19 protein-coding genes are annotated in these 21,002 nt (G+C 39.7%); 7 read left to right on the top strand and 12 right to left on the bottom strand.

Annotation, left to right across the window (positions count from 1 at the left end; all coding sequences use genetic code 11):
- From AC4E92_RS01875 to pulA, 6 genes are all read right to left on the bottom strand, one after another.
- The coding region (locus AC4E92_RS01875) for a sensor histidine kinase (RefSeq protein WP_490238893.1) at positions 1-1,062 on the bottom strand (1,062 nt) is incomplete at its 3' end.
- Between the two features lie 166 nt (positions 1,063-1,228).
- A complete protein-coding gene (locus AC4E92_RS01880) occupies positions 1,229-2,068 on the bottom strand; it encodes a carbohydrate ABC transporter permease (protein WP_490238894.1) in 840 nt (279 codons plus the stop codon).
- A gap of 11 nt (positions 2,069-2,079) precedes the next feature.
- Positions 2,080-2,946 carry a carbohydrate ABC transporter permease gene (locus AC4E92_RS01885; RefSeq protein ID WP_490239178.1) on the bottom strand — a complete coding sequence of 289 codons (867 nt, stop codon included), beginning with the start codon at positions 2,944-2,946 and terminating at the stop codon, positions 2,080-2,082.
- A 52-nt stretch (positions 2,947-2,998) separates the two neighbouring features.
- Positions 2,999-4,297: an ABC transporter substrate-binding protein gene (locus tag AC4E92_RS01890; protein WP_490238895.1), complete on the bottom strand. Its 1,299-nt coding sequence runs from the start codon at positions 4,295-4,297 to the stop codon at positions 2,999-3,001.
- 225 nt (positions 4,298-4,522) lie between these two features.
- The gene (locus tag AC4E92_RS01895; RefSeq protein WP_490238896.1) at positions 4,523-5,140 is read right to left on the bottom strand and encodes an HAD family hydrolase; all 618 of its coding nucleotides are present in this window, start codon (positions 5,138-5,140) and stop codon (positions 4,523-4,525) included.
- Between the two features lie 17 nt (positions 5,141-5,157).
- Positions 5,158-7,689, bottom strand: a complete 2,532-nt coding sequence (gene pulA / locus AC4E92_RS01900; RefSeq protein WP_490238897.1) for a type I pullulanase — start codon at positions 7,687-7,689, stop codon at positions 5,158-5,160.
- 137 nt (positions 7,690-7,826) lie between these two features.
- On the opposite strand from pulA, the gene AC4E92_RS01905 reads away from it, so the two are divergent.
- Positions 7,827-8,603: an MBL fold metallo-hydrolase gene (locus AC4E92_RS01905; RefSeq protein WP_490238898.1), complete on the top strand. Its 777-nt coding sequence runs from the start codon at positions 7,827-7,829 to the stop codon at positions 8,601-8,603.
- 182 nt (positions 8,604-8,785) lie between these two features.
- Here AC4E92_RS01905 and AC4E92_RS01910 read toward each other — a convergent pair whose 3' ends face one another.
- On the bottom strand, positions 8,786-9,550 hold the full coding sequence (locus AC4E92_RS01910) for an N-acetyltransferase (protein WP_490238899.1): 765 nt from the start codon (positions 9,548-9,550) through the stop codon (positions 8,786-8,788).
- Positions 9,551-9,793: 243 nt separating this feature from the next.
- Between AC4E92_RS01910 and AC4E92_RS01915 the strand changes: the two genes are divergently transcribed.
- From AC4E92_RS01915 to AC4E92_RS01940, 6 genes are all read left to right on the top strand, one after another.
- Complete coding sequence (locus tag AC4E92_RS01915; protein ID WP_490238900.1) at positions 9,794-10,819, top strand: ABC transporter substrate-binding protein; 1,026 nt, start codon at positions 9,794-9,796, stop codon at positions 10,817-10,819.
- 3 nt (positions 10,820-10,822) lie between these two features.
- On the top strand, positions 10,823-11,641 hold the full coding sequence (locus AC4E92_RS01920; protein ID WP_490238901.1) for an ABC transporter permease: 819 nt from the start codon (positions 10,823-10,825) through the stop codon (positions 11,639-11,641).
- A 100-nt stretch (positions 11,642-11,741) separates the two neighbouring features.
- Complete coding sequence (locus AC4E92_RS01925) at positions 11,742-12,521, top strand: ABC transporter permease (RefSeq protein ID WP_490238902.1); 780 nt, start codon at positions 11,742-11,744, stop codon at positions 12,519-12,521.
- Between the two features lie 9 nt (positions 12,522-12,530).
- On the top strand, positions 12,531-13,604 hold the full coding sequence (locus AC4E92_RS01930; RefSeq protein ID WP_490238903.1) for an ABC transporter ATP-binding protein: 1,074 nt from the start codon (positions 12,531-12,533) through the stop codon (positions 13,602-13,604).
- Complete coding sequence (locus AC4E92_RS01935; protein WP_490238904.1) at positions 13,601-14,350, top strand: nucleoside phosphorylase; 750 nt, start codon at positions 13,601-13,603, stop codon at positions 14,348-14,350. The genes AC4E92_RS01930 and AC4E92_RS01935 overlap by 4 nt, the downstream gene beginning before the upstream one ends.
- A gap of 127 nt (positions 14,351-14,477) precedes the next feature.
- Positions 14,478-15,986 (top strand): adenine deaminase C-terminal domain-containing protein, encoded by a 1,509-nt coding sequence (locus AC4E92_RS01940; RefSeq protein WP_490238905.1) that lies wholly within the window; start codon positions 14,478-14,480, stop codon positions 15,984-15,986.
- Positions 15,987-15,989: 3 nt separating this feature from the next.
- Here the strand turns inward: AC4E92_RS01940 and AC4E92_RS01945 are convergent, their stop codons facing one another.
- From AC4E92_RS01945 to AC4E92_RS01965, 5 genes are all read right to left on the bottom strand, one after another.
- A complete protein-coding gene (locus tag AC4E92_RS01945; RefSeq protein ID WP_490238906.1) occupies positions 15,990-16,730 on the bottom strand; it encodes a tetratricopeptide repeat protein in 741 nt (246 codons plus the stop codon).
- 79 nt (positions 16,731-16,809) lie between these two features.
- Positions 16,810-17,046 (bottom strand): thioredoxin family protein, encoded by a 237-nt coding sequence (locus tag AC4E92_RS01950; RefSeq protein WP_490238907.1) that lies wholly within the window; start codon positions 17,044-17,046, stop codon positions 16,810-16,812.
- Positions 17,047-17,062: 16 nt separating this feature from the next.
- Positions 17,063-18,151, bottom strand: coding sequence for a permease (locus AC4E92_RS01955; protein WP_490238908.1), 1,089 nt, complete (start codon positions 18,149-18,151; stop codon positions 17,063-17,065).
- A 252-nt stretch (positions 18,152-18,403) separates the two neighbouring features.
- Positions 18,404-19,993, bottom strand: a complete 1,590-nt coding sequence (locus AC4E92_RS01960; RefSeq protein WP_490238909.1) for a sensor domain-containing diguanylate cyclase — start codon at positions 19,991-19,993, stop codon at positions 18,404-18,406.
- Between the two features lie 29 nt (positions 19,994-20,022).
- Positions 20,023-20,883, bottom strand: a complete 861-nt coding sequence (locus tag AC4E92_RS01965; protein WP_490238910.1) for a DMT family transporter — start codon at positions 20,881-20,883, stop codon at positions 20,023-20,025.
- Positions 20,884-21,002: the final 119 nt, after the last annotated feature.

Here is a 21,002-nt window from a genome sequence, read left to right on the forward strand (position 1 = left end):
TGCCATCTGCTCAAGTGATTTAGCCATCTGTGCCACTTCGTCTTTGCCTTTCGCTTCAAATTTCACAGTGAGATCGCCTTTACCAAACTCCACAGCTTTCGCCGCAAGAACTTTGATGGGTTTTGCTATCGATGTGCTCACAAATACTATCAAAACAGTTATTATTGCAATGAGCACCGCAAAAACTATCAAAACCACAGTTAAAAGCCTATTTGCATCAGACAGTACCTGACTTTCTGGAACACTCACAGCAAAAGCCCATCCAGAGGTAGCCTTAATTGGAGAATAAAAGGCATAATCAACCTGACCATCGGGTCGTGTGAATTTTGCAAAACCACTTTTTCCCGAAAGCATCTGCTGCGCTATTTGTTCAACACCTTTATAACCTTCTTTTGAAGCCTGAGTGATGTTGAGTTTCATTACAACTTCTTTGTTTGGGTGAGCAAGAACCAGACCAGTTGAATCCACCACCCAGCCATAACCGGCTTTTCCTATCTTTATACCCGCTGCGATTTCGCTTATTGTGTCAAGAAGTACTGTTACACCAAACAAGCCTATGGTTTTGTTGTTTTCATCTTTAACCGCCGCTGCTATGACAAAGATATTTTTACCGGTGGCTTTCGAAACCAGTGCATCACTTATCGCTATGTCTTTGTTTTGTTTCATAATCGCCATGAAATAACCCCTGTCAGAAATCTGTGCAACACTTCCAAGTGTAGTTGGTGCACTGCCATCCGGATAAGCTATTAAAGCCATTTCAAAATACGGTTTTTGTTTCAACCTTGGCGGCAGGTAATTTTTCATCAGATCATTCCAATCGCCACTTTTGACAGCGTTTATAACTGCATTGGTTTGAGCAAGCCATACAACTTCCTTTACAAGACCGTTGATCCACTCATTTACTATGTCTGATGCCTTGCTTGATACCTCACTTGCCATGTTTTCTACAACAGATGTCACTGTACTTTTGATTTGAAAGTAAGCTATGAAGGCTATGGCACAAACAAGGACTAAGACTGGTAATAAAATCAACACAAGCATTTTGCTTCTTAAAGTTTTCATAGCAAATATTCCTCCTTTTTGAATAATTTAATTTTTTAACTAATTTATACCTGACTTATAGTTTTTTTCAGCGTTTAAAGACACTGACACAAATTATATACCAGTTGAACTGGCAAGTCAATGAGTAAAAAAATTACGGCTCTTTGAGAAATTTTTTTAGACTATTCTATCCCTTTAATCCACTTCCAACAAGCGATTTGACAAAAAGATCCTGGAGGGCGAAAAACAGGATCAGGGTAGGAGCGAGCGCAATGACAGTACCAGCCATTATGATACCCCAGTTATTTGAGGATTCTGCGTTTATGATCATATTTATTGCGACCTGAACTGTTTTCATCCTGTCTTCCATAGCCACTATCAAGGGCCAAAGGTACATATTCCACGCGTATGTGAAGTTTATTATCGCCGCTCCCGCTATGATGGGTCTTGACAGTGGAAGGATGATTTTTACAAAATACTGCATCTTGGTAGCCCCATCTATCGTTGCGGCATCTTCAAATTCTCTGGGTATCGTTCTGAAGTGCTGCTGCATTAAAAAAGTATTTGTTGCACTTGCCATGAAAGGTATTGTCATTGCCCAGTAGGTATTCGTCCAGCCAAATTTGCTCACTATTTTGAACAGAGGAACTATTAAAACAATCTCGGCAGGGATGAACAAAGTGGCAAAAAGAATGTAGAAACTTACTTTATCTCCTTTGAAGCGAAAATTCGCATACGCATATCCGGAAAGTGAACCCGTCACCAGTTTGCCAAAGGTTATCAAAACGGCTATTATCGCGCTGTTCAACATCATCCTTGCAAACGGGACTATCTTGAAGGCATCTGAATAATTTTTCACATAAAAGCCTTGAGGCAGAAATTTTGGCGGATAGGCAAAAACAAATTCCGGCGGCTGAATACTCATCACAAGTGCAAGAAAAATAGGAGCAAAGATGAGCAGGCTAAAGATCAACAAAAGCACTTCAACGATTATCACTTTCAAAAGTTTTCTTTTTGATCTTCTCATTGCCAACACCTCTACTGATAGTGAACCTTTTTTTGACCGAATGCAAAGTAAATGACTGTTACAAACATCATCAGAGCGAACAGGATCACATTTTCAGCAGCAGCCAGACCTGTCTTTTGAAATCTAAAGCCGTCCATGAACAGCTTGTAGATCATATTCGTCGTATAACCTCCCGGACCACCTTTGGTCATCACATCGATGATGGCAAAAGACTGGAACATCGATGAGATTATACTCATTATGACAAGATAAAACGTGATCGGGGAAACCAGAGGAAAGATGACCTTCCATACTCGAGTCCATGAGCTGGCACCATCTATGATACTCGCCTCGATGACTTCAGAAGAGATACTCTGAAGAGCTGCAAGATAAAAAATCACGTTGAACGGCAATGTCTTCCAGATAGAAGCAAAGATCAAAGAATAAGCTGCGTATGGTTTTGTGGTCAGCCACTGTGCCTGAATACCAAACAGGATTCTGGATAGGTAGTTGACATGCCCGACAACGGGATTCAGTAAAAAACCCCAGAGAGCTCCTGCCACAGCATGTGAAACAGCGTAAGGAGCAAAGATCAGTGTCCTGTATATTCTCGCACCCGGCACCTTCTGATCGAGCAGCAGTGCGAGAAAAAAAGACAGAAAGATCGAAGCCACAACCGTTATAAATGTATAGACAAGCGTGAAATAAACAGCGCTCAAGTAGTCTTTGTCCTGAAAAAGATTCAGATAATTTTGAAACCCGACGAAGATTTTCCTGTTGCCAAAAACAGAGACACGATAAAAACTGGAGCTGAAAGATTCATAAGCAGGATAATATATGAACAAAACGATCACGATATAAGTCGGTATCAAAAGTAGATATGGCAAAGATTTTTTGATCACCAAAGCACCTCCAAAAATAAGGTGGCTGGCTTTTGCCAGCCACCATAAATCAAAAGTATTCTTTGATGGCTTTGTTTGCGTTCTTTTCTGCCTCATCAAGGGCTTGTTTTGGTGTTAGATCACCAGAGATCATTTTCTCTATGGCTGTTTCTATTGCATTTCTTACCTCTGGGAACGAACCGATTATGGCTCCATTTGTGTTGTAATTCTGCACACTGGTAAGCAGTTGCAGAATAGCAGTCAGATGATGAGGATTTTCCTTGTAATAACCCTGCGCCTGCAATTTCTGTATCGCATCAACTCTGATTGGGAAATAACCTGTTGCCTGATGCCAGGTGATCTGTGGTCCTGGTTCCGCAAGGTATTTCACAAGTTTCCATGCAGCATCGATCTCGGCTTGGTTTCTCTGTTTTATAATCCACAAACTTCCACCACCGATGATCACACCGCCACGTGCTGAGCCATCTGGAAGTGGCAGGAAAGCCGTGCCGAGTTCAAAGCCCTGCTTGGCAGACTCTGTCATGAGTAGTGCAACATCAGACGTTGAAGAAATCAGCATTCCGGTGGTTTGAGATATGAACAACTGTCTTGCCGCAGTCCAGTCGGCGCGTTTGGTGTTGATCATCAATCCTTCTTTTGTGAGAGTGTTCCACAGATTCAGGAAATTCAGACCAGCCTGATTGTTGAAAACAACCTTTGTCGCTTTGGAGGTTCTCCCGTTGTTGTTGTCCACAAGCGGTTGATTCTGCAAAGCCATGTACTCTTCAAAGAACCAGGAATAAAGAGGCCAGGTGATTCCGGTTCTGACGATATTGCCTTTTTCATCTTTTTTAACCAGTTTTCTGCAAGCCTCAATCAGTTCGCTGTATGTGCGCGGAGGATTGTTTGGATCCAGCCCGACTTCCTTGAAAAGATTTTTGTTGTAATAAAGAAGCGGTGTTGAACTGTTCCACGGCATTGAATACAGCTTTCCGCCGACTCTGTAATAATTCAAAACCTGCGGGAGGAACAAACCAACATCGAAGGACGGATCCTTATCGATCAGATCCTGAACAGGTACTATGACGCCGCTATCAACCATTTTCTGTGTGCTTATCTCGTTTAATTGAACAACGTGCGGTGGTGTACCAGCCTGAACTGCTGCGACGGTTTTTGAAAGGATCTCTTCGTAACTTCCGACATACTGCACTTCGACTTCAATGTCCGGGTTCAATTTCATAAACTCATTCACCATGTTCTGAATGACATCAATGCGCCAGCCACCCATTGCATGCCAGAACTGAATCTTGGTTTTTGCAAAAGAAAGAACTGTGAAGACAACCAGCAACAGCACAAAAGCCTTTTTCACCTTCAACCACCTCCCATTGAATTATAGTCCTGATTTTTCAAATATCTGTGAAAATCCTTAAAAAACACAAAAAACCATACCCCATTTCTGGGGTATGGTCTTCTCCAGGTCTCCGCCATACCCTCGTCCGATTCAATCTGCGTTAACCATTTTACCACAGATAAATTAATAACGCAAGCGTTTTGTTCACATTTACTTCATCAAAAGAAACATCTTCCAAAAACACTATACAATCTCACTTTTTTGTAGATCCATCAAGATGAAAAGTTTTTCCTTGAGCTGCCATGGATACGGCAAATGTATCGTTTTAAAACCAAATTCCTGTGCTGTTTTGATGTTTTCCCACTTGTCATCTATAAAAAGACTTTCCTGTGGTATCAGATTGTATCTTTTTATCAATTTGAGATATATTTCTCTTTCCGGTTTGATGGCTTTCACATCCGATGAAATTATCATCCCATCGAATAACTTGAAAAAATCGTACTTCTCATAGACCATTTTGAAATTGTTTTCACTGAAATTGGAAAGGACATAGAGCTTGAAGCCCTTTTGCTTGAGAATACCTGCAATTTCTACATTTTCCTCAATGGGTGTTAAAAGTTGTGGTGACTTTTCTTTCATGTGCAAAATATACTGCGCATACTCGGGAAGTTCTTCGATCTTTTTCTGCCATAGCTGGTTTTCTGAGATAATGCCTTTGTCCATTAACTGCCAGTCCTGATGCTCAAATATTTCTCTGTTGAGTTTATCTGCCACATCCTTTGGGAAATGTTTCAACATATACTCGTACGGTTCCCAGTTTATAAGAACTCTGCCAAGGTCGAAGACGATATTTTTTATCAAGCTATCTACCCTCCATCTCAATTTCTGTACATCACCATAGCAGACAGTGCTGGAATCTTTATATTTCCACTGACCGTGTAAAGCGTTTCCAATCCGGCATTTTCTTTATCAACAACGACATTCCATTCACCATCCGGCAAAGAAATACTCTGTTCATTGATGTCTCCATTGTAGATCACCAGAATCTCTTTCCACGGATCGTTGTTTGCATGATCGGTTATCATAAAGGCAACCATCTTTTTTGGTGTATCAACAAACTGTATGTGCTTTTTTATATCATCTGCTGTTCGCATTCTGAACGCAGGATGCTGTTTTCTGAGATTTATCAATCCCTTGTGATACTCAAAAACATCTATAAACTGGGCTTTTCTTTCATAATCAAGTGCATTCACAGAGATAGGTGCATTGTATGAGTTCTCGTTGAATTGCTTGGTTCTGCAAAAATCCTGACCTGCGTGAAAGAAAGGAACGCCCTGCGAAGTCAGCAATATGGCTGCCGCAAGTTTTTGAGCCGATTTTAATTCTTCTTCACTCCAGTCTCTTTTGTCAGATTTTGCAGCCAGCACATTTTTATCCCACAGTGTGTGGTTGTCGTGGCATGCGGCGTAATTGATTGTCTGTTCCGGACTGCTGGCAAAATCGACGATCAATTTATTGTCGTAGTTGATACTTCCAACCACACCTCTTTTGATCCTGACCTCTCTGCCTATGGATCCCATGACAAATCCCTTTGCCTTTGGATCAAAAACAGAACCCCTTATACCATCTCTTATACCGTCATTGAAAACTGCTATTCTCAAATCCAGTAGCTGTGATTTTCCAAACCTGGGCTGAACTCCCCATCCTCCCCACGGTTCACCATAGATGATCACACTCGGATTGATCTGTCTGAGAGTCTTTTCAACAAGCACCATGGTTTCACGGTCTATGAGCCCCATCTGGTCGAACCTGAAACCATCCACGTGGTATTCCTCGGACCAGTAAACAACCGCGTCAAGAATATACCTTCTCATCATGAGCCTTTCACTGTTTGTCGTGTTGCCGCAACCGCTTTCATTCAAATACTGACCCATTTTTCCGATTCTGTAATAATAATAAGGAACTGCCTGATCAAACACGGAAAGCTCTCCAACACCGTAAGTATGTGGAAAAACCATGTCTAATATCACACCTATACCATTTTTGTGAAATGCCTGGACCATTTTTTTGACTTCGTAAATCCTTGCCCTTGGATCCGAAGGATTTGAACTGTAACATCCTTCCGGTACCATGTAGTGATATGGGTCATATCCCCAGTTGTACTGATGTTCAAAATCCTTTTTCAGTTCATCACCTGTGTAGAAGTCGTAGATTGGCAATATATGAACATGTGTCACACCAAGTTCCTTGATGTGCTCAAAGCCTGTTGTAACACCACCAGGTCCATGCGTGTTCTCTTCAACAAGACCAAGGTATGAACATTTGTTTTTCACACCACTTGTTGGAGAACCCGTCATATCTGCAACGTGTATTTCATAAATTATCGCATCGACGTACGAATCCAGCTCAACGTAATGGTCTTTTTCCCATTCTGATGGATTGGTCTTTTTCATATCGACTATTGCACCAAGTTTTCCCTGCAGCGACAGAGCTCTGGCGTATGGATCAACCCCTTCTTTCTTGGAGCCATAGCTTTCATAGCGATACTTATAAAACCAGCCGTCCAAGTTGCCGTCGATTTTTGCATACCACACACCTTTTTTCTGCCTGTCCATTTTAAAAACAATCTCTGGTTGATCTTGTTCAGCCGTTCGATACAAAAGCAACTCCACCGATCTACTCACAGGTGACCACACATAAAATTCCGTATAAAATGGCGTGTAAATTGCACCCAAAGGACCATCATAATAGAGATGATCCAGAACTTCTACTGCAAAAACCCTTGATTTACTGAACCCATCGATTTGTAAAAAGATATCCTTCGATAGATCTTCTTCACGCAAAGGATCGGAAAGCTTCACCTTGAAATAGTTTGTTCTGGTTATATCAGTTGGGTCGGCTTTCTCAAGTTTAGAAACCGCAACGTACTGATCATCCACAGTGACCTTGACCTTTTCAATATATGTTTTTAGATCTATGGCATTTGTCGTGTAAGCTTCTATTGTTGAAAAATCCACTAATTTTGCGAAAAACACTCTTGGACTCGTATCTGGTTTTGAGGTGTAGATCTGTTCATCATTTTGAAGAATATAAACCTCTGCCTTGCCGTCTTTTATTTCTATAAACCTGTCTTTTGCCACATCCTTTTCCTCCCATTCTCTCAGTCTGACTATTATACCAACCTCGGTCAGATCAAGGGGTATTTCAACGGTTGCCTTTACACCAAAGTCATCCACTTCGGTGAATTGATAAGCCTTACCTTCAAAAGAAACAGGCTTAACGGGCCATATCCAAAGATTCCATCCTTCGTACTTTCCATCATACCTGTGATAGTGTACTACAATCGTCGTGGAGGCAAAAATCACCGCACAAAAACTCAGAAGAAACAAAAACAAGAACTTTTTCACCATCAAACCACACCTTTCTGAAAAATGAAGATGGGTGTACCTTTCATGCTTTCAAAACTATTTTAGCCTTTCTACTACGGAAAACAAAGAAGCTTGATCTGAAACAGAAAACAGGCTATGATACAGTCAGGTGATTGGAAATGATAAAAACCACATCGGTGAAATTTTCAATCCTGTGTGATGATAGATTGGCTGCACCGCTTTTTTCAGAGCACGGTTTTTCAGTTATTGTTGAGAAAGATCAGGATCCACCAATTGTTTTTGATACAGGTAGCAGCGATGTCTTCATAAAAAATGCCGAAATTCTTGGAAAAGATCTGACAAAAGTTGAAAAAATAATCATAAGCCATGGTCATTACGATCATGCCGGCGGGCTGAGATATCTTTCAAAGTTCGGCAAAAAGTTCAAAGTATACGTCAGACAGGAGATATTCACACCAAAATACAGCGATGAAAGATTCATAGGTCTGGATTGGAAAGATCTACGCGGATCATTTGAATTTGCAACAATCACGCAAAAAGTAACTGAAATAACCCGTGGTGTCTATGCTTTTGGTCCTGCAGAGATGAAAAATGATTTTGAACAGCCAGATACATATTTTTATATTCTCAAAGATGGACAAAAAATCAAAGATTTTTTCGATGATGAATTGAGCCTGGTTATAGATGAAGACGATGGCATAGTACTCATAACAGGCTGTGCACACAGGGGTATTGTGAACATTGTAGAAGATGCCACCAAAACTTTTGGCAAAAAGATAAAGGTTCTTATAGGAGGCTTTCATTTATACAAATCACCATTGTCGAAGATAGAAAAGACGCTCAACGCTTTGAAAGCTTTTGGTATAAAAAGGATAATGCCGTATCACTGTACGGGAGATCAGGCAATACAGATCATTAACTCTTTCAAAATGTGATACCAAAACAGACAAAGCTTCAGAAATTGTTGAATTTGCCCAATTCATAGCATAGAGGGCACAGAGAAATTAACAAAAGAATAAGCCATAAAATAACCACAACCATTAGATAAGAGCCATGTATAATTTGGCATAAGAAAGTTGATGTATGATCTGAAAACCCATGAAATAGCAGGAGAATTTTAAACAGTTTCTTTTTCTTTGTAATAGCTTTGATTTTGCAGAAGTTGCTCCTGTGGAACGTCTTTTATCTCTTTTGCAGGAATTCCTGCGTATACCTTTCTGGGCGGCACATTTTTTGTGACCACAGCACCTGCGGCGATCAAGGCATCCTCACCAATTTCCACACCAGGTAAAATAGTGGCATTTGCACCTATTCTTGCACCTTTTCGGATCGACGGACCCTTGAAATATTTCTTTCTCTCCTCAGTTCTACCGAGAAAATTGTCGTTTGTGAAAGTAACTTCTGGTGCTATGAAACAGTAATCCTCTATGAGTGACATAGCTGTGATATAGGCTTCTGTCTCTATTTTTACATATTTTCCTATCGTTGTTTTGTTTTCAATAGCAACACCTCTACCAATCACAGTGTGTTCACCAATTATTACATCCTCTCTGATGCTTGCAAGATCACCAACAAAAACATATTCTTTGAGAACTGCTCCCCGGTAAATAACACAATTGGCACCTATTGTTACATACTTTCCTATAACCAGTGGCGGCAGAGGTTTATTCTCGGTTGTCGCTGATATAGTGGCTCTGAATGGTTCCTTGCCCAGGATAGTGTTGTCTGAAATCACACAACCATTACCAATCACAGTATCTTTTTTGATCACCACATTGTGTCCGATAATCACATCATCATAAATAATCACACCATCTTCAACCACAACATTATAACCAAAGACCACATTTTCAGCAATTTTCGCGTTTGGTGAAATGTACATCCTCATCACCCTATACAGAATGATAACACAGGTTATCTGTGAAGATAAAAATGCTCATCACAGTTCCATGAGTAGAATGAAGACAGATTGTGTTTGAGAAATTTAATAATAAAACGGTAGTGGAGTAGAGGCTATAAAAAAGGATATTGCTAATTGTTTCACCAAAAGTCTGATATTGCCAACTCAATTTGTTTTTGATAAAATATCTATAAAGTAACTAAACTCCTGTGGGAGGTATGGAAAATGAGAAAAATTCTTGCTGGTATTTTTACCTGCCTGATCATTGTGAGTAGTTTTGGTGCCGCAAAGCTAAATGTCTCAACCTGGGGTTTCAACCTTGATTTGCTTGACAAGAATATCTCCAAACCATTCTTAGAAAAATATGGTATTGAAATTGTCAGAGAAGTCGGAAACAACTCCGTAAGGTTGACAAAGCTGATTTCTCAGAAAAACAACCCGGTAATTGATGTGGTCCATTTTGTTGATTATTATGCCATGCTCGCAGTCAAAGAAGGTCTTTTACAACCCATTGATGTGAGCAAACTAAAAAATTACGACCAGATATACGATTTTGCCAAAAACCCAATCGGAGGCAATTACGGAATTGGTTACACAGTTTACAGTATGGGCATAGTGTATCGAACCGACAAAATTAGAAGTCCAATTACATCTTGGAAGGACTTCTGGAGTAAAGAAGTAGCTGGTCACATAAGTCTACCAGATATAACAACCACACAGGGACCAGCTTTGATGATGCTTTTTAACGAAATCTACGGCGCAAATGCATATGATCCGGAACTAAAAACAGCATTTGAAAAGCTTCGCCAGTTAAAGAAAGACGTCGTTACTTTCTACAAGACTTCGTCGGAGTTAATCAATTTGTTCAAAATGGGTGAGGTCTGGATGGCACCTGTTTTGAGATTCTCGTGGGGTCAGTTCCTCGACACGGGTTTGCCCCTGGCATGGGTAACTCCCAAAGAAGGTATGCCCGGCTTTCTCAATGTGATCAGTATAATAAAAGGTGCCAAGAACCTTGAAGAAGCTTATAAATACATAGATTTTGTCATAAGCCAGGAAGTTCAATATGCAGAAGCAATGGACCTTGTGGATTCACCCGTGAATGTCAATGTTGTTGTACCTCAAGAAATAGCCGAGAAACTGACTTACGGAGCTGAACATATAAAATCACTCATTTTTTACAGGACGGACTTCATAATGGAAAATTACGACAAGTGGATCAACAAATGGAATGAGCTGATCGCACAATAAAAAATGAGAAAGTATATTGTCCTCCTTCCAGCACTGGTATTTTTGATAGTGTTTTTCATTCTACCTATTTTCTCAATAATAATTGAGAGCATATATCAACCGCAAAAAGGATGGATGGCTGGTAAGTATATTCAGTTTTTTACTCAAAGGATCTCACGCACAGCGTACACAAGAAGTCTTGTCATGGGTCTTCTTGTAACTGTCATTTCACTGGCGATTGGGTATCCATCAGCTCTGGCGATTGTCAACATAACGAATGATTCGCTCAAAAGTTTTTTAATGACTTTGGTAGTGTTTCCATTGATGACTAATTCTGTAGCAAGGACTTTTTCATGGCTTGCAGTACTCGGGCGTGAAGGTCTTATAAATAATTTATTGATCTTTCTGAAACTTACAGACAGCCCCAAAAGACTTCTTTACACTCCAGGGGCTGTCTTTTTTGGACTTTTACAGCTTTTTCTTCCTTTGATGATTATTTCCCTTGTAAGCGCTCTTGAAAATCTTCCTAAGGAAATACCACTTGCAGCAAAAAGTCTTGGAGCAAATACTTTTAATCTTTTCACAAAGGTTTATATTCCTCTCACAGTTGAAGGCATTGTTGCAGGATCTACACTGGTTTTCACTGGATGTATAACTGCATATGTCACACCGGCAGTGCTTGGCGGGAGTCGTGTAACTATGTTGAGTACCCTTTTGTACCAGAAAACCTCAGTAACTCTGGACTGGGGTATGGCTACTGTGATCGCTGTGGTTATGTTTACAACAACTCTTGCTGTAAATTACTTTTCCAGAAAGATAAGTAGTTTAGGAGTGAGTAAATAAAAGCTTATCGATTTTGTTAGACCTGGTCACGGTATTATGAGTGTTGGGAATTCCTGTGAAAGGAGGAAAAAGCGCAAAGGTATTTTTGCGCTGATGTTTGATGAAAACAAATAAATGGCTCATCTTTGTTTTGATAATAGCACTTGCCATTCTGATCGGACCATTTTTAGTGATTCTTTTTGCTTCCTTTGAACCTTCTTCTACGTTGCGATTCCCACCAACTGGATTCACTTTATCCTGGTTCAAAAAGGTCATATCCATGCCTATGTTTCAGAAAAGCTTTCTGTTTAGTTTACAGCTTGCTTTGTATTCATCTTTTCTTTCTCTACTGCTGGGAGTACCTGTTGCCTATATCACAGCAAGGTATGATTTCAAGGGTAAACGCATGATAGAACTTGTCACAACGTTGCCTATAATAATTCCGGAAATGGTTGCCGGGCTTGCGTTGTTAAGATTTTTTGTATTACTGAATGTATTCTCAGTTCAGACCACCCTGCTGATTGGTCATACCGCTGTCGTTTTACCCTACGTGGTCAGATCTACCTTAGCGAGCCTGGTAAATCTACCAGTCTCAGTTGAAGAAGCGGCACAAAGCTTGGGAGCTCATCCGCTGAAGAGCTTCTTTTTTGTAGTTCTTCCAAATATAAGGGTTGGCATAATCTCGGCTTTCATAATGACTTTTATAACTTCTTTCAATAATGTACCTATCTCTCTTTTTCTTACAGGTCCTGGTGTGAGTACTTTACCAATAATTATGATGACCTACATGGAATATTACTACAATCCAAGCATTGCAGCTCTATCAACATTATTAATAGGTGCTACATTACTGATTGTTCTGCTGGTTCAGAAAATCTTTGGTATTTCAAAACTTCTGTGAGGGATGAAAATGGCTTTTCTTGAAGTCGTAAATGTGTCGGTTGCTTACCAAAATAACGTATTAGTGTTGAAAGATCTCAATTTGAGTGTTGAGAAAGGTTTATTTCTATCACTGCTTGGTCCATCAGGATGTGGGAAAACCACAACGTTGAGAACTCTGGCTGGCTTTTTATCACCAGCAAGTGGAAAAATAATCGTGAACGGAAAAGACTACACGAGATTACCACCGCACAAGAGAAATATGGGAATCGTGTTTCAAAGCTATGCATTGTTTCCACACCTGGATGTTTTTAACAATATTGCATTTGGACTGAAAATGAGGAAGATGAGTAAATCAGAAATAAACGATAAGGTGAAAAAAGTAATAGAGCTTGTGGGACTTGCTGGATTTGAAAACAGGTTGCCGTCGCAGCTTTCTGGTGGTCAACAGCAAAGAGTCGGGATCGCAAGGGCAATTGTCATAGAACCTGATGTCCTTTTGATGGATGAACCACTGTCGAATCTGGACGCAAATCTGAGAATCGAAATGAGAAATGAAATAAGAAGAATCCAGCAAAAACTGGGAATAACTACTATTTATGTTACACATGATCAGTCAGAAGCTATTGCTTTGTCCGATCAAATTGCCGTTATGGACAAAGGCAGAATTGTGCAATTGGGTAGCCCAAAACAGGTTTTTTCAAGCCCTAAAACACAATTTGTGGCAAATTTCATGGGATTTCAGCAGATCACAAAAGGTGTCGTAGAAAAATCAGAAGGAGAGTTTGTAATGGTTAGAACAAAAGATAGGTTATTCAAAGCCCGCACGACTGTTGATTTAAAAGTGGCTGAAAAGGTTGTGTTGTGTGCCAGAGCAAAAAGAATGATAATTGACACACATGATGGTGATAACAGATTTTCAGCTCAGGTTATTTCAAAGATATTTCAAGGTGAAAATATTTCCTTAATTTTAAAAATGCCAGATGGCAATTTTGTCAGTGTTGAGGCAGAACCACCTAATGTGGAAAATCTTGTTGAAGGTGATAGAGTATTTCTGTATGTGCCTTTTGAACATCTTCTGGCAATCGAGGAGGAAAAGGAATGAGTATTCAAAAACATATCAGATGTAAAGAAAAAGATGTGGGGAAGTATGTCTTTATACCGGGTGATGAAGCAAGAGCTGCTAAAATAGCTGAAAGGCTCGAAAAAGTTCAGAAAATCTCGATGAACAGGGCTTATCATGTGTATACTGGAAAACTTTTGGATGAACCTGTAAGTGTTTGCTCAACGGGTATCGGCGGTCCATCAGCTTCAATTGCAGTTGAAGAACTGGCAAGGATAGGAGCAAAGACGTTAATTAGAGTTGGCTCTGCTGGAGGCAGGCAACCAGATATGCCAATTGGCAGCTTGGTAATAGCTACAGCAGCATACAGAGGAGACGGTACATCGTATGCTTATGCTCCTGCACCATTTCCTGCTGTAGCTGACTTGAGAGTCACACTTGCCTTAATGAGGGCTGCTGAAGAGCTGAAATATCAATATTATCACGGTATTGTTTTTACAAGGGATGCTTATTATGTTCAAGATGACCAGCTGAATAAATTTTTAACAGAATGTGGTGTCGTAGCAGCTGAGCAGGAATGTTCAACGGTATTTGTTCTCGGATCTATAAGACATCTGTCGACTGGTGCCATCCTTGCGACGGATTCAAATATCTGGCTCAATCCGCAGCCAACGCTGGAAGAAAAAGAAAAACTGTTTTACGAGGCAGAAAAGAAAATGATAGATGTCGCCGTACGAGCAGTCGAAATATTGATAGAGGAGGATCGTTCTGGAAGAAAGACTCTTTAAAAACGCAAAGATAGTCGATGTTTTTAGACAGCGAATTTTTCAAGGATGGTTTTTAGTAAGAAATAACAAATTTGAATTTGTAGAAGAAGGGCCAGTCACAAAAAACGAACCGATCGATGTTGTCGATTTGAAAAACAAATACGTGGTGCCAGGGCTTATAGACTCCCATATGCACGTTGAAAGCTCTCTTGTTAGCTGTGATAGATTTGCCCAGGTCGCTTTAAGACACGGAACAGTCGCTGTGTTGCAGGATCCCCATGAGATGGCAAATGTGTTTGGAATTAATGGGGTAAAGTTCATGATAGAAAATGGCAAAAATCAACCCTTGAAATTCTACACAGCTATTCCGAGTTGTGTTCCGACAACCCACAAGAAACTGGAAACACCGAATGCTTCCATCGAGCCTGAAGATGTTGAAAAACTTGCAAAAATAGACAACGTGATAGCCCTCGGAGAGGTAATGGATTATATAGGGGTACTGAATGGTGATGAAAAATTACTGAAGATCATTGAGATTGCAAAAAAGCACAATTTATTGATAGAAGGGCATTGTCCCACTTTGAAAGGAAAGGATCTATCAAAATATATAGCAGCTGGCATAGGATCAGATCATACTTTAACAAACCCATATAAGATCTCAGAACAGCTTTCAAAAGGCATGTGTGTGATGATTCAGAGAAAATCACTCAACCAGGAAAATGTTCAGACAATATATAGCTTAGAAGACAGATCACGCATATTGATCGTCACTGACGACACACCTCCCACAGAACTTTTAAAAGGCCATTTGAATAAAATCGTATCTATGGCAATAAGGCAAGGGTGGCCCACCTTAGATGCCATTGCATCTGCAAGTTTTAGGCCTGCTATTTATCTGAGACTACCAAATCTGGGGTCGATAGCTCCTGGAAAATATGCCAGCTTTTTCGTCACCGAAGATCTCGAGCAATTAGAACCTCTAACCACATTCATTGAAGGCGTTGAATATGAAAAACTCTCGTTTCAAGAACCTCAAGTAGAAAAGTTTTTGATAGCCTTTGATAAGAAAACTTTTAGCGAAAATGAGTTTTATCTATCGAATGTCAATGATGGGAGTAGAAAGCTGAATATAGTCGTTTGTAATGACCAAAACAGCTTCACAGAACTCGTTCAACAATCAGTTACCATCAGGAACGGCTTTGCCGTTGGAGATTACGTGAATGTAGCTGTAATTCAAAGAAAATCATTAAAGGGGCATGTTGGGCTTTTGAAGGGCTTTGGAATGGGAAGGGGGGCTTTTGCTTCAAGTTTTTCTCATGATTCTCACAATATCGTTGTGGTTGGAAAATGTGCAAAATGCATGAAAAAAGCCATTGAGGAACTTTTAAAAATCGGTGGTGGCATGGTTTACTGTGACGACTCTGATTTTGTGAGTCTGCCACTTGAAATTGGAGGAATAATAAGTACACAAAAATTGGAGGCGGTTGCTCAGAAATTTGAAAAAATCGAGAGATTACTCAAAGAAAACGGTGTTAAACACAAAAATCCCATGACCTTTCTTTCTGTACTTGCATTGAATGTGAGCCCGCTTTACAAATTTTCTGATCTTGGTATAGTTGACACAGAAAGAGCACAAATTCTTGAAAATCTCGCTTGATGGTTATTTGAGTTTTTCAATCTCCATCTGAGCGGTTTTGACTGCTTCTAAATGTGTCGCGACCAGTAATGGATGCGGTTCACTGTCGATGACCTTTTGAAACATCTGTTTTGCCTTATCTTTGTTGTTCATCTTCAGATACAGATATGCCAGTTCAAGGTAGATGTTGGAATAATTCGGCGTCAACTTCGATGCCAAAAAAAGCAGTTCTTCAGATTTTCTGTAGTCGTTAAGGGGCCATGGAACATCTCTGTATCTCATACCTGAAGCTATTAATGCGAATGTTTTATACAGTCTCTGTTCCTGATCATTTTCGTCCAGAAGGGATATCGCTTTGTTTATGTATCTATCAAAATCTCCAAGCATGAACAAGCTTTGAATAATTCCTTTGTACTGTGCAAGCCTTCCTATCGCAGCACCTGCGATGTAATTTGCCCTGCCGTTTGCATTATCCAGTTTTACGGCAAGCTCTGCGTACTTTCTTGCCTGCTCAAGTGTCTTTTCTTTCTGTTCCTTTGCAACACCCCAATCACCGTATTCAAGATAACAATCGGCAAGTATTGTGAGCAGTACAGAATTGTTTTCTAAATCACCATGCGATTCTATTGTTTTGATTATCTGCTCCATCTTTGCAATGTCTCTGTCTTTTCTTGCCTGATAGAACAGATCGTTCATCTGCTGTTCAAAAGATGCAAAAACACTAACCACAAGTGCCAAAATCACAAATAGCAGAAACTTTTTCATAAAATCCCCCCTTTGTTCATTTTAATCATAAAGAAAAACTCGCTGAATATAGAATGCAGGGCAACCAGCCCTGCAAATTTTACTGAAGCAGTTTTTTTACTTCCTCCAATGTTGGGACTTTCCCGTAAAGCACTATCTTTCCATCTACAGCTATTGCAGGTGTTGAGACTACACCTCTTGAAATTATCTGAGCTACATCTTCTACTTTTTCAACCACAGCGTCGATTTTCAGTTCTTCTAATGCCATTCTCACAATTTTCTCTGTTTGCTTGCATCTTGCACAGCCCTTACCCAGAATCTCGATTTTCTTTGCCACAGTCATACTACCTCCTTCAATTCAACACGCCATATATCATACCAAATGCCGTTGAAAATACCACCACAAGCGCAAAGTATGTGAAAGCCTTCTTTTTGCCGAGTAGTTTTGTGATGACTATCATGCTTGGTAGGCTCAGAGAATTTCCAGCCATGAGCAGCGACAGCGTTGGTCCTTTAGCCATGCCAAGATTCGTCAATGCCTGAACCACAGGCACTTCCGTCAGGGTTGCAAAGTACATGAACATACCTATTACAGAAGCTATAAAGCTTGACAGAAAATCGTTCCTGCCAAGCAGTGCTGTGACAATCTGCTGGGGCAGGAGTTTTGTCAGAACACCTGCAAAAAATACACCGATAAAAAGATACGGCAGGATCTTTTTTGCAAAATCCCATGTTTCAAATATCCACTGTTTTGTTTTATCTTTTTCAAATCCAAAAAATGCCATTGATAAGACGGATATTCCCAGTACAACCATTATGGAATATTTCACCAGGCTGTTGATGGCTATTCCGTTGAATATCAAAAAACCAAGTTGTAAAATGAAAAAGATGACGCCCTTCAAGCCATCTTCATCTTTTTCAGAAATCTGAAAACCACCTTCACCTTTCTCCTGATAGAGCAATTCCATGATCAGACCTATGAATATGGCGGCTACCATCGTTGAGATAAACCTTGCCAGTCCAAGATTCCATCCAAGGACCTTGGCGGTCAAAAATATGGCAGCGATATTTATCGCCGGTCCTGAAAACAAAAATGTCGTTGCAGGACCTATTCCCGCTCCTTTTTTGTAAATACCACCAAAAAGCGGCAAGATAGTGCAAGAGCAAACTGCCAGAATCCCACCGGATATGGCTGCAACAGGGTAGGAAATAATTCTTTTCGCATCTGGACCAAGCAGCCTGAGCACCGCTTCCTTTTTCAGCATTACCGTGATAGTTCCCGCTATGAAAAACGCCGGAACAAGACACAATAGAACGTGTTCCCGTGCATATTCCTGAAGTAGATAAAAACCATTGAGAATGCTCTGGCTAACTACTGCAGAATCAAATGGTATAAAGTAAAACAGCAGAAAAACCACAACAATTAGAAAAAATTGTGCCATTTATCTTCTCTCCTTTCCATGATGGTTTTAATCGGTGTTATTTTCAAACACTTTACTTTTTGTATAAAATAGATCCTGTTTCCTGTTAAAACTATAAGCCTGCCAGTTGCTGCTCCTGGTAGCGTATGAGAATACCGATAAACGGATTTTGAACTATTCTCTATTGATCAGAATAGTTGAAAAAAACTCATGCCGGAATGAATAACATCCAGCATGAATTTGCAGATTTATGTGGCTGGAAAAATTTTGAAATTACTGACAACCAACGACTCTGTTTTTGCCAGATTGTTTTGCTCTGTACATTGCTCTATCAACACTGATTAAAAGTTCATCTATCGTCCTGTGATTTTCTACACCGCATACTCCTATACTCACAGTGAGCTTTATATTTTCTGCAAAATTGTATCTTTCTACTTCAGATCTTATTTTTTCGCCAATAATCAGCGCATCTTTTTGATCAGTTTCAACGGATAAAACCAGAAATTCTTCTCCGCCCCACCTTGAAATCACATCTGAAGTCCTCAGCGTTCTTTTTAAGATAGCTCCCAGTTGCTGAAGTACTCTATCTCCGACTTGATGACCATACGTATCGTTCACTCTCTTGAACCAGTCTATATCTATCATGAGCAATGAAAATGGTCTTTTATAACGTTCCCATAGGTAAAAAGCTTTTCTTAGTTCTTCATCCATCTTGTGACGGTTGAACAAACCGGTAAGCTTATCAGTTATAGAGATTTTCTCAAGCTCTTCATTTATAACTTTCAATTCTTGATTTTTTCTGTAAAGTTCTTGCTGGGTCAATTTGAGTATATCGGTCGCTATAGCACCTATTTCGTTGTCGTCAAATTTATATGCTGATTGTTCATCAAAATCTCCTTTAATTATCTTGCTCACACTTTCTTTGAGTGCCGATAAAGGTGTCACGATTTTTCGACCAAATGAATTACTCATAAACCATCCCAGGATAGAAGAAGCTATGATGAACAGAAAGACCGTTGTTCCAATCCTACGAAAAATCGGTTTTATGACTTCGTCTTTGCTCACCACAGTTATCACAATCCAGCCAAGGTCTTTGATACGCGAATAATAAGCGATTTTTTCAATGCCTTCTAAGCGATACTCAAAACTGTCCTGATCCTTTTCAAAGCTAACAGGTTTGTTCAAAACATCGGACAAATTTTGATGTATATGCTGCTTTTCGTGGTGAATAATAATCTTCTGGTCTTCTCTAATCACATAGCTATGTAAAGATCTGTACCTTTCATCTGAGCCATAAAGGATGTTTTCAAGTTTTTTCAACGGCGTACCAATAGCAATTACTCCTGTCATTTCGTTTTCTTTTCCAACAAGAACTTTGCTCACCGATACCAGCCATTCTTTTGTCTTTATCTCCTGATAAGGCTCTCCCCAAGATATCTGTGGCTTTGATCTGATCGCGGCTGTGTACCAGGGACGAACGGTTGGATCATATCCTTCAGGAGGTTCATAGTCATTGATCAAAAGCATGCCGTTTTCATAACCAGAATAAATATAATTGATATCACTATCGGCTTGCTCAAACAGCTTATAAATTTCCAGAACAGCCTGACGAGCTCTTTCATCCAGATATGGTGCAAGTCGCACATTTTCGTAGTTGCTCAAAAATTCTATTGTTGTATAGAATTTCTTGAAATACCCTTCAATGAAATGAGTAACAGCTCTGTTTTTCTGTTTTATTATTTCACGGGCTGAAGATATTCCGCTGAAATAAAGAATGATAATTGATATAGAGCCGAATATCACAACTGTTGCGACTGAAAGAATCAAAATATTTATGAATAAATCTCTTCTTATAGATTTCATTTATCCCCACTCCCACGTGTATTTTTATTTTACCATTTACTTTGCTTTTTGATAGCTGTAATCAAAAGCGAGAGAATTATCAAAATCATGCCACAAATCTGCTGCAGCCCGACATGTTCGTTTCTGAAGGCAACACCGGCTATAACTGAAATAACAGTTGTGAGGTTTGAAAAAAGCGTGGTTACAATCGGAGAAGCCCTGTTGATCATGTAGTTCAAAAGAAAAAATGCTACAGATGAGGACAATACACCTAAATAAATGCCCGAACTTACAGTTTGAACATTGAGTTTTATCTCAAATTCGCCTTTTAAAACGCTTATAAGTGTGAAAAAAACTGCCCCTGCCAACATCATAAAAAAGGTTATTTCCACAGGTGAAAATTGTTTTGAAAATTTTCTTGAGTAGATACTGTACAGTGCACCTGACAGAACAGCTAAAAACATGAATGTCCTTCCTATCAATATCCCGCCTGAGAGATTGAATCGGACTATCAACACGATTCCCAGAAAACCCAGTCCAACAGCCACATAATGAAATGGATCGCCTTTTTCTTTCAACATGAATACAGCCAGAACGTTGACCACAATCGGAATTAGCGCAATGATCATTCCTGCTTCAGAAGAATTGATTTTCTGAACACCGTATGTTTCGAAAACAAAATAAAGTACTGGCTGAAACAGTATCAAAATGGACAGCTTCCAGTATGGTTTCTTTTCGAGCTTGATCACACCAAATATCAGCAATATCAGAAAAAATACAAAGGCAATGCAAAATCTATAGGAAAGAAAAGTCAGCGGAGAGAGATAATCAAGAGCGTTTTTCGTGAACAGAAACGAGAAACCAAAAATAATTGACACAAGAACACCGGCAAAAACAACTCTAAGCGGCATAAACGACCTCCTTTTGACTTTTTGATTTTATCAAAAAAATAAACACAGAAAACTTGACTTTGCCACACTTTGTACACAGACAGTCTCTGGTGAATGTTCTTGCTTATAATAATTATGAG

This window comes from Pseudothermotoga sp., from assembly GCF_031962025.1.
In the GTDB taxonomy this organism is placed as follows: Bacteria; Thermotogota; Thermotogae; order Thermotogales; family DSM-5069; genus Pseudothermotoga_B.

Excerpts from the sequence above, each read along its gene's own strand:
- AC4E92_RS01880 (WP_490238894.1), bottom strand. The coding sequence starts at position 2,068 with ATGAGAAGATCAAAAAGAAAACTTTTGAAAGTGATAATCGTTGAAGTG.
- pulA (WP_490238897.1), bottom strand. The coding sequence starts at position 7,689 with ATGGTGAAAAAGTTCTTGTTTTTGTTTCTTCTGAGTTTTTGTGCGGTG.
- AC4E92_RS01905 (WP_490238898.1), top strand. The coding sequence starts at position 7,827 with ATGATAAAAACCACATCGGTGAAATTTTCAATCCTGTGTGATGATAGA.
- AC4E92_RS01910 (WP_490238899.1), bottom strand. The coding sequence starts at position 9,550 with ATGTACATTTCACCAAACGCGAAAATTGCTGAAAATGTGGTCTTTGGT.
- AC4E92_RS01915 (WP_490238900.1), top strand. The coding sequence starts at position 9,794 with ATGAGAAAAATTCTTGCTGGTATTTTTACCTGCCTGATCATTGTGAGT.
- AC4E92_RS01920 (WP_490238901.1), top strand. The coding sequence starts at position 10,823 with ATGAGAAAGTATATTGTCCTCCTTCCAGCACTGGTATTTTTGATAGTG.
- AC4E92_RS01925 (WP_490238902.1), top strand. The coding sequence starts at position 11,742 with ATGAAAACAAATAAATGGCTCATCTTTGTTTTGATAATAGCACTTGCC.
- AC4E92_RS01930 (WP_490238903.1), top strand. The coding sequence starts at position 12,531 with ATGGCTTTTCTTGAAGTCGTAAATGTGTCGGTTGCTTACCAAAATAAC.
- AC4E92_RS01935 (WP_490238904.1), top strand. The coding sequence starts at position 13,601 with ATGAGTATTCAAAAACATATCAGATGTAAAGAAAAAGATGTGGGGAAG.
- AC4E92_RS01945 (WP_490238906.1), bottom strand. The coding sequence starts at position 16,730 with ATGAAAAAGTTTCTGCTATTTGTGATTTTGGCACTTGTGGTTAGTGTT.
- AC4E92_RS01955 (WP_490238908.1), bottom strand. The coding sequence starts at position 18,151 with ATGGCACAATTTTTTCTAATTGTTGTGGTTTTTCTGCTGTTTTACTTT.
- AC4E92_RS01960 (WP_490238909.1), bottom strand. The coding sequence starts at position 19,993 with ATGAAATCTATAAGAAGAGATTTATTCATAAATATTTTGATTCTTTCA.
- AC4E92_RS01965 (WP_490238910.1), bottom strand. The coding sequence starts at position 20,883 with ATGCCGCTTAGAGTTGTTTTTGCCGGTGTTCTTGTGTCAATTATTTTT.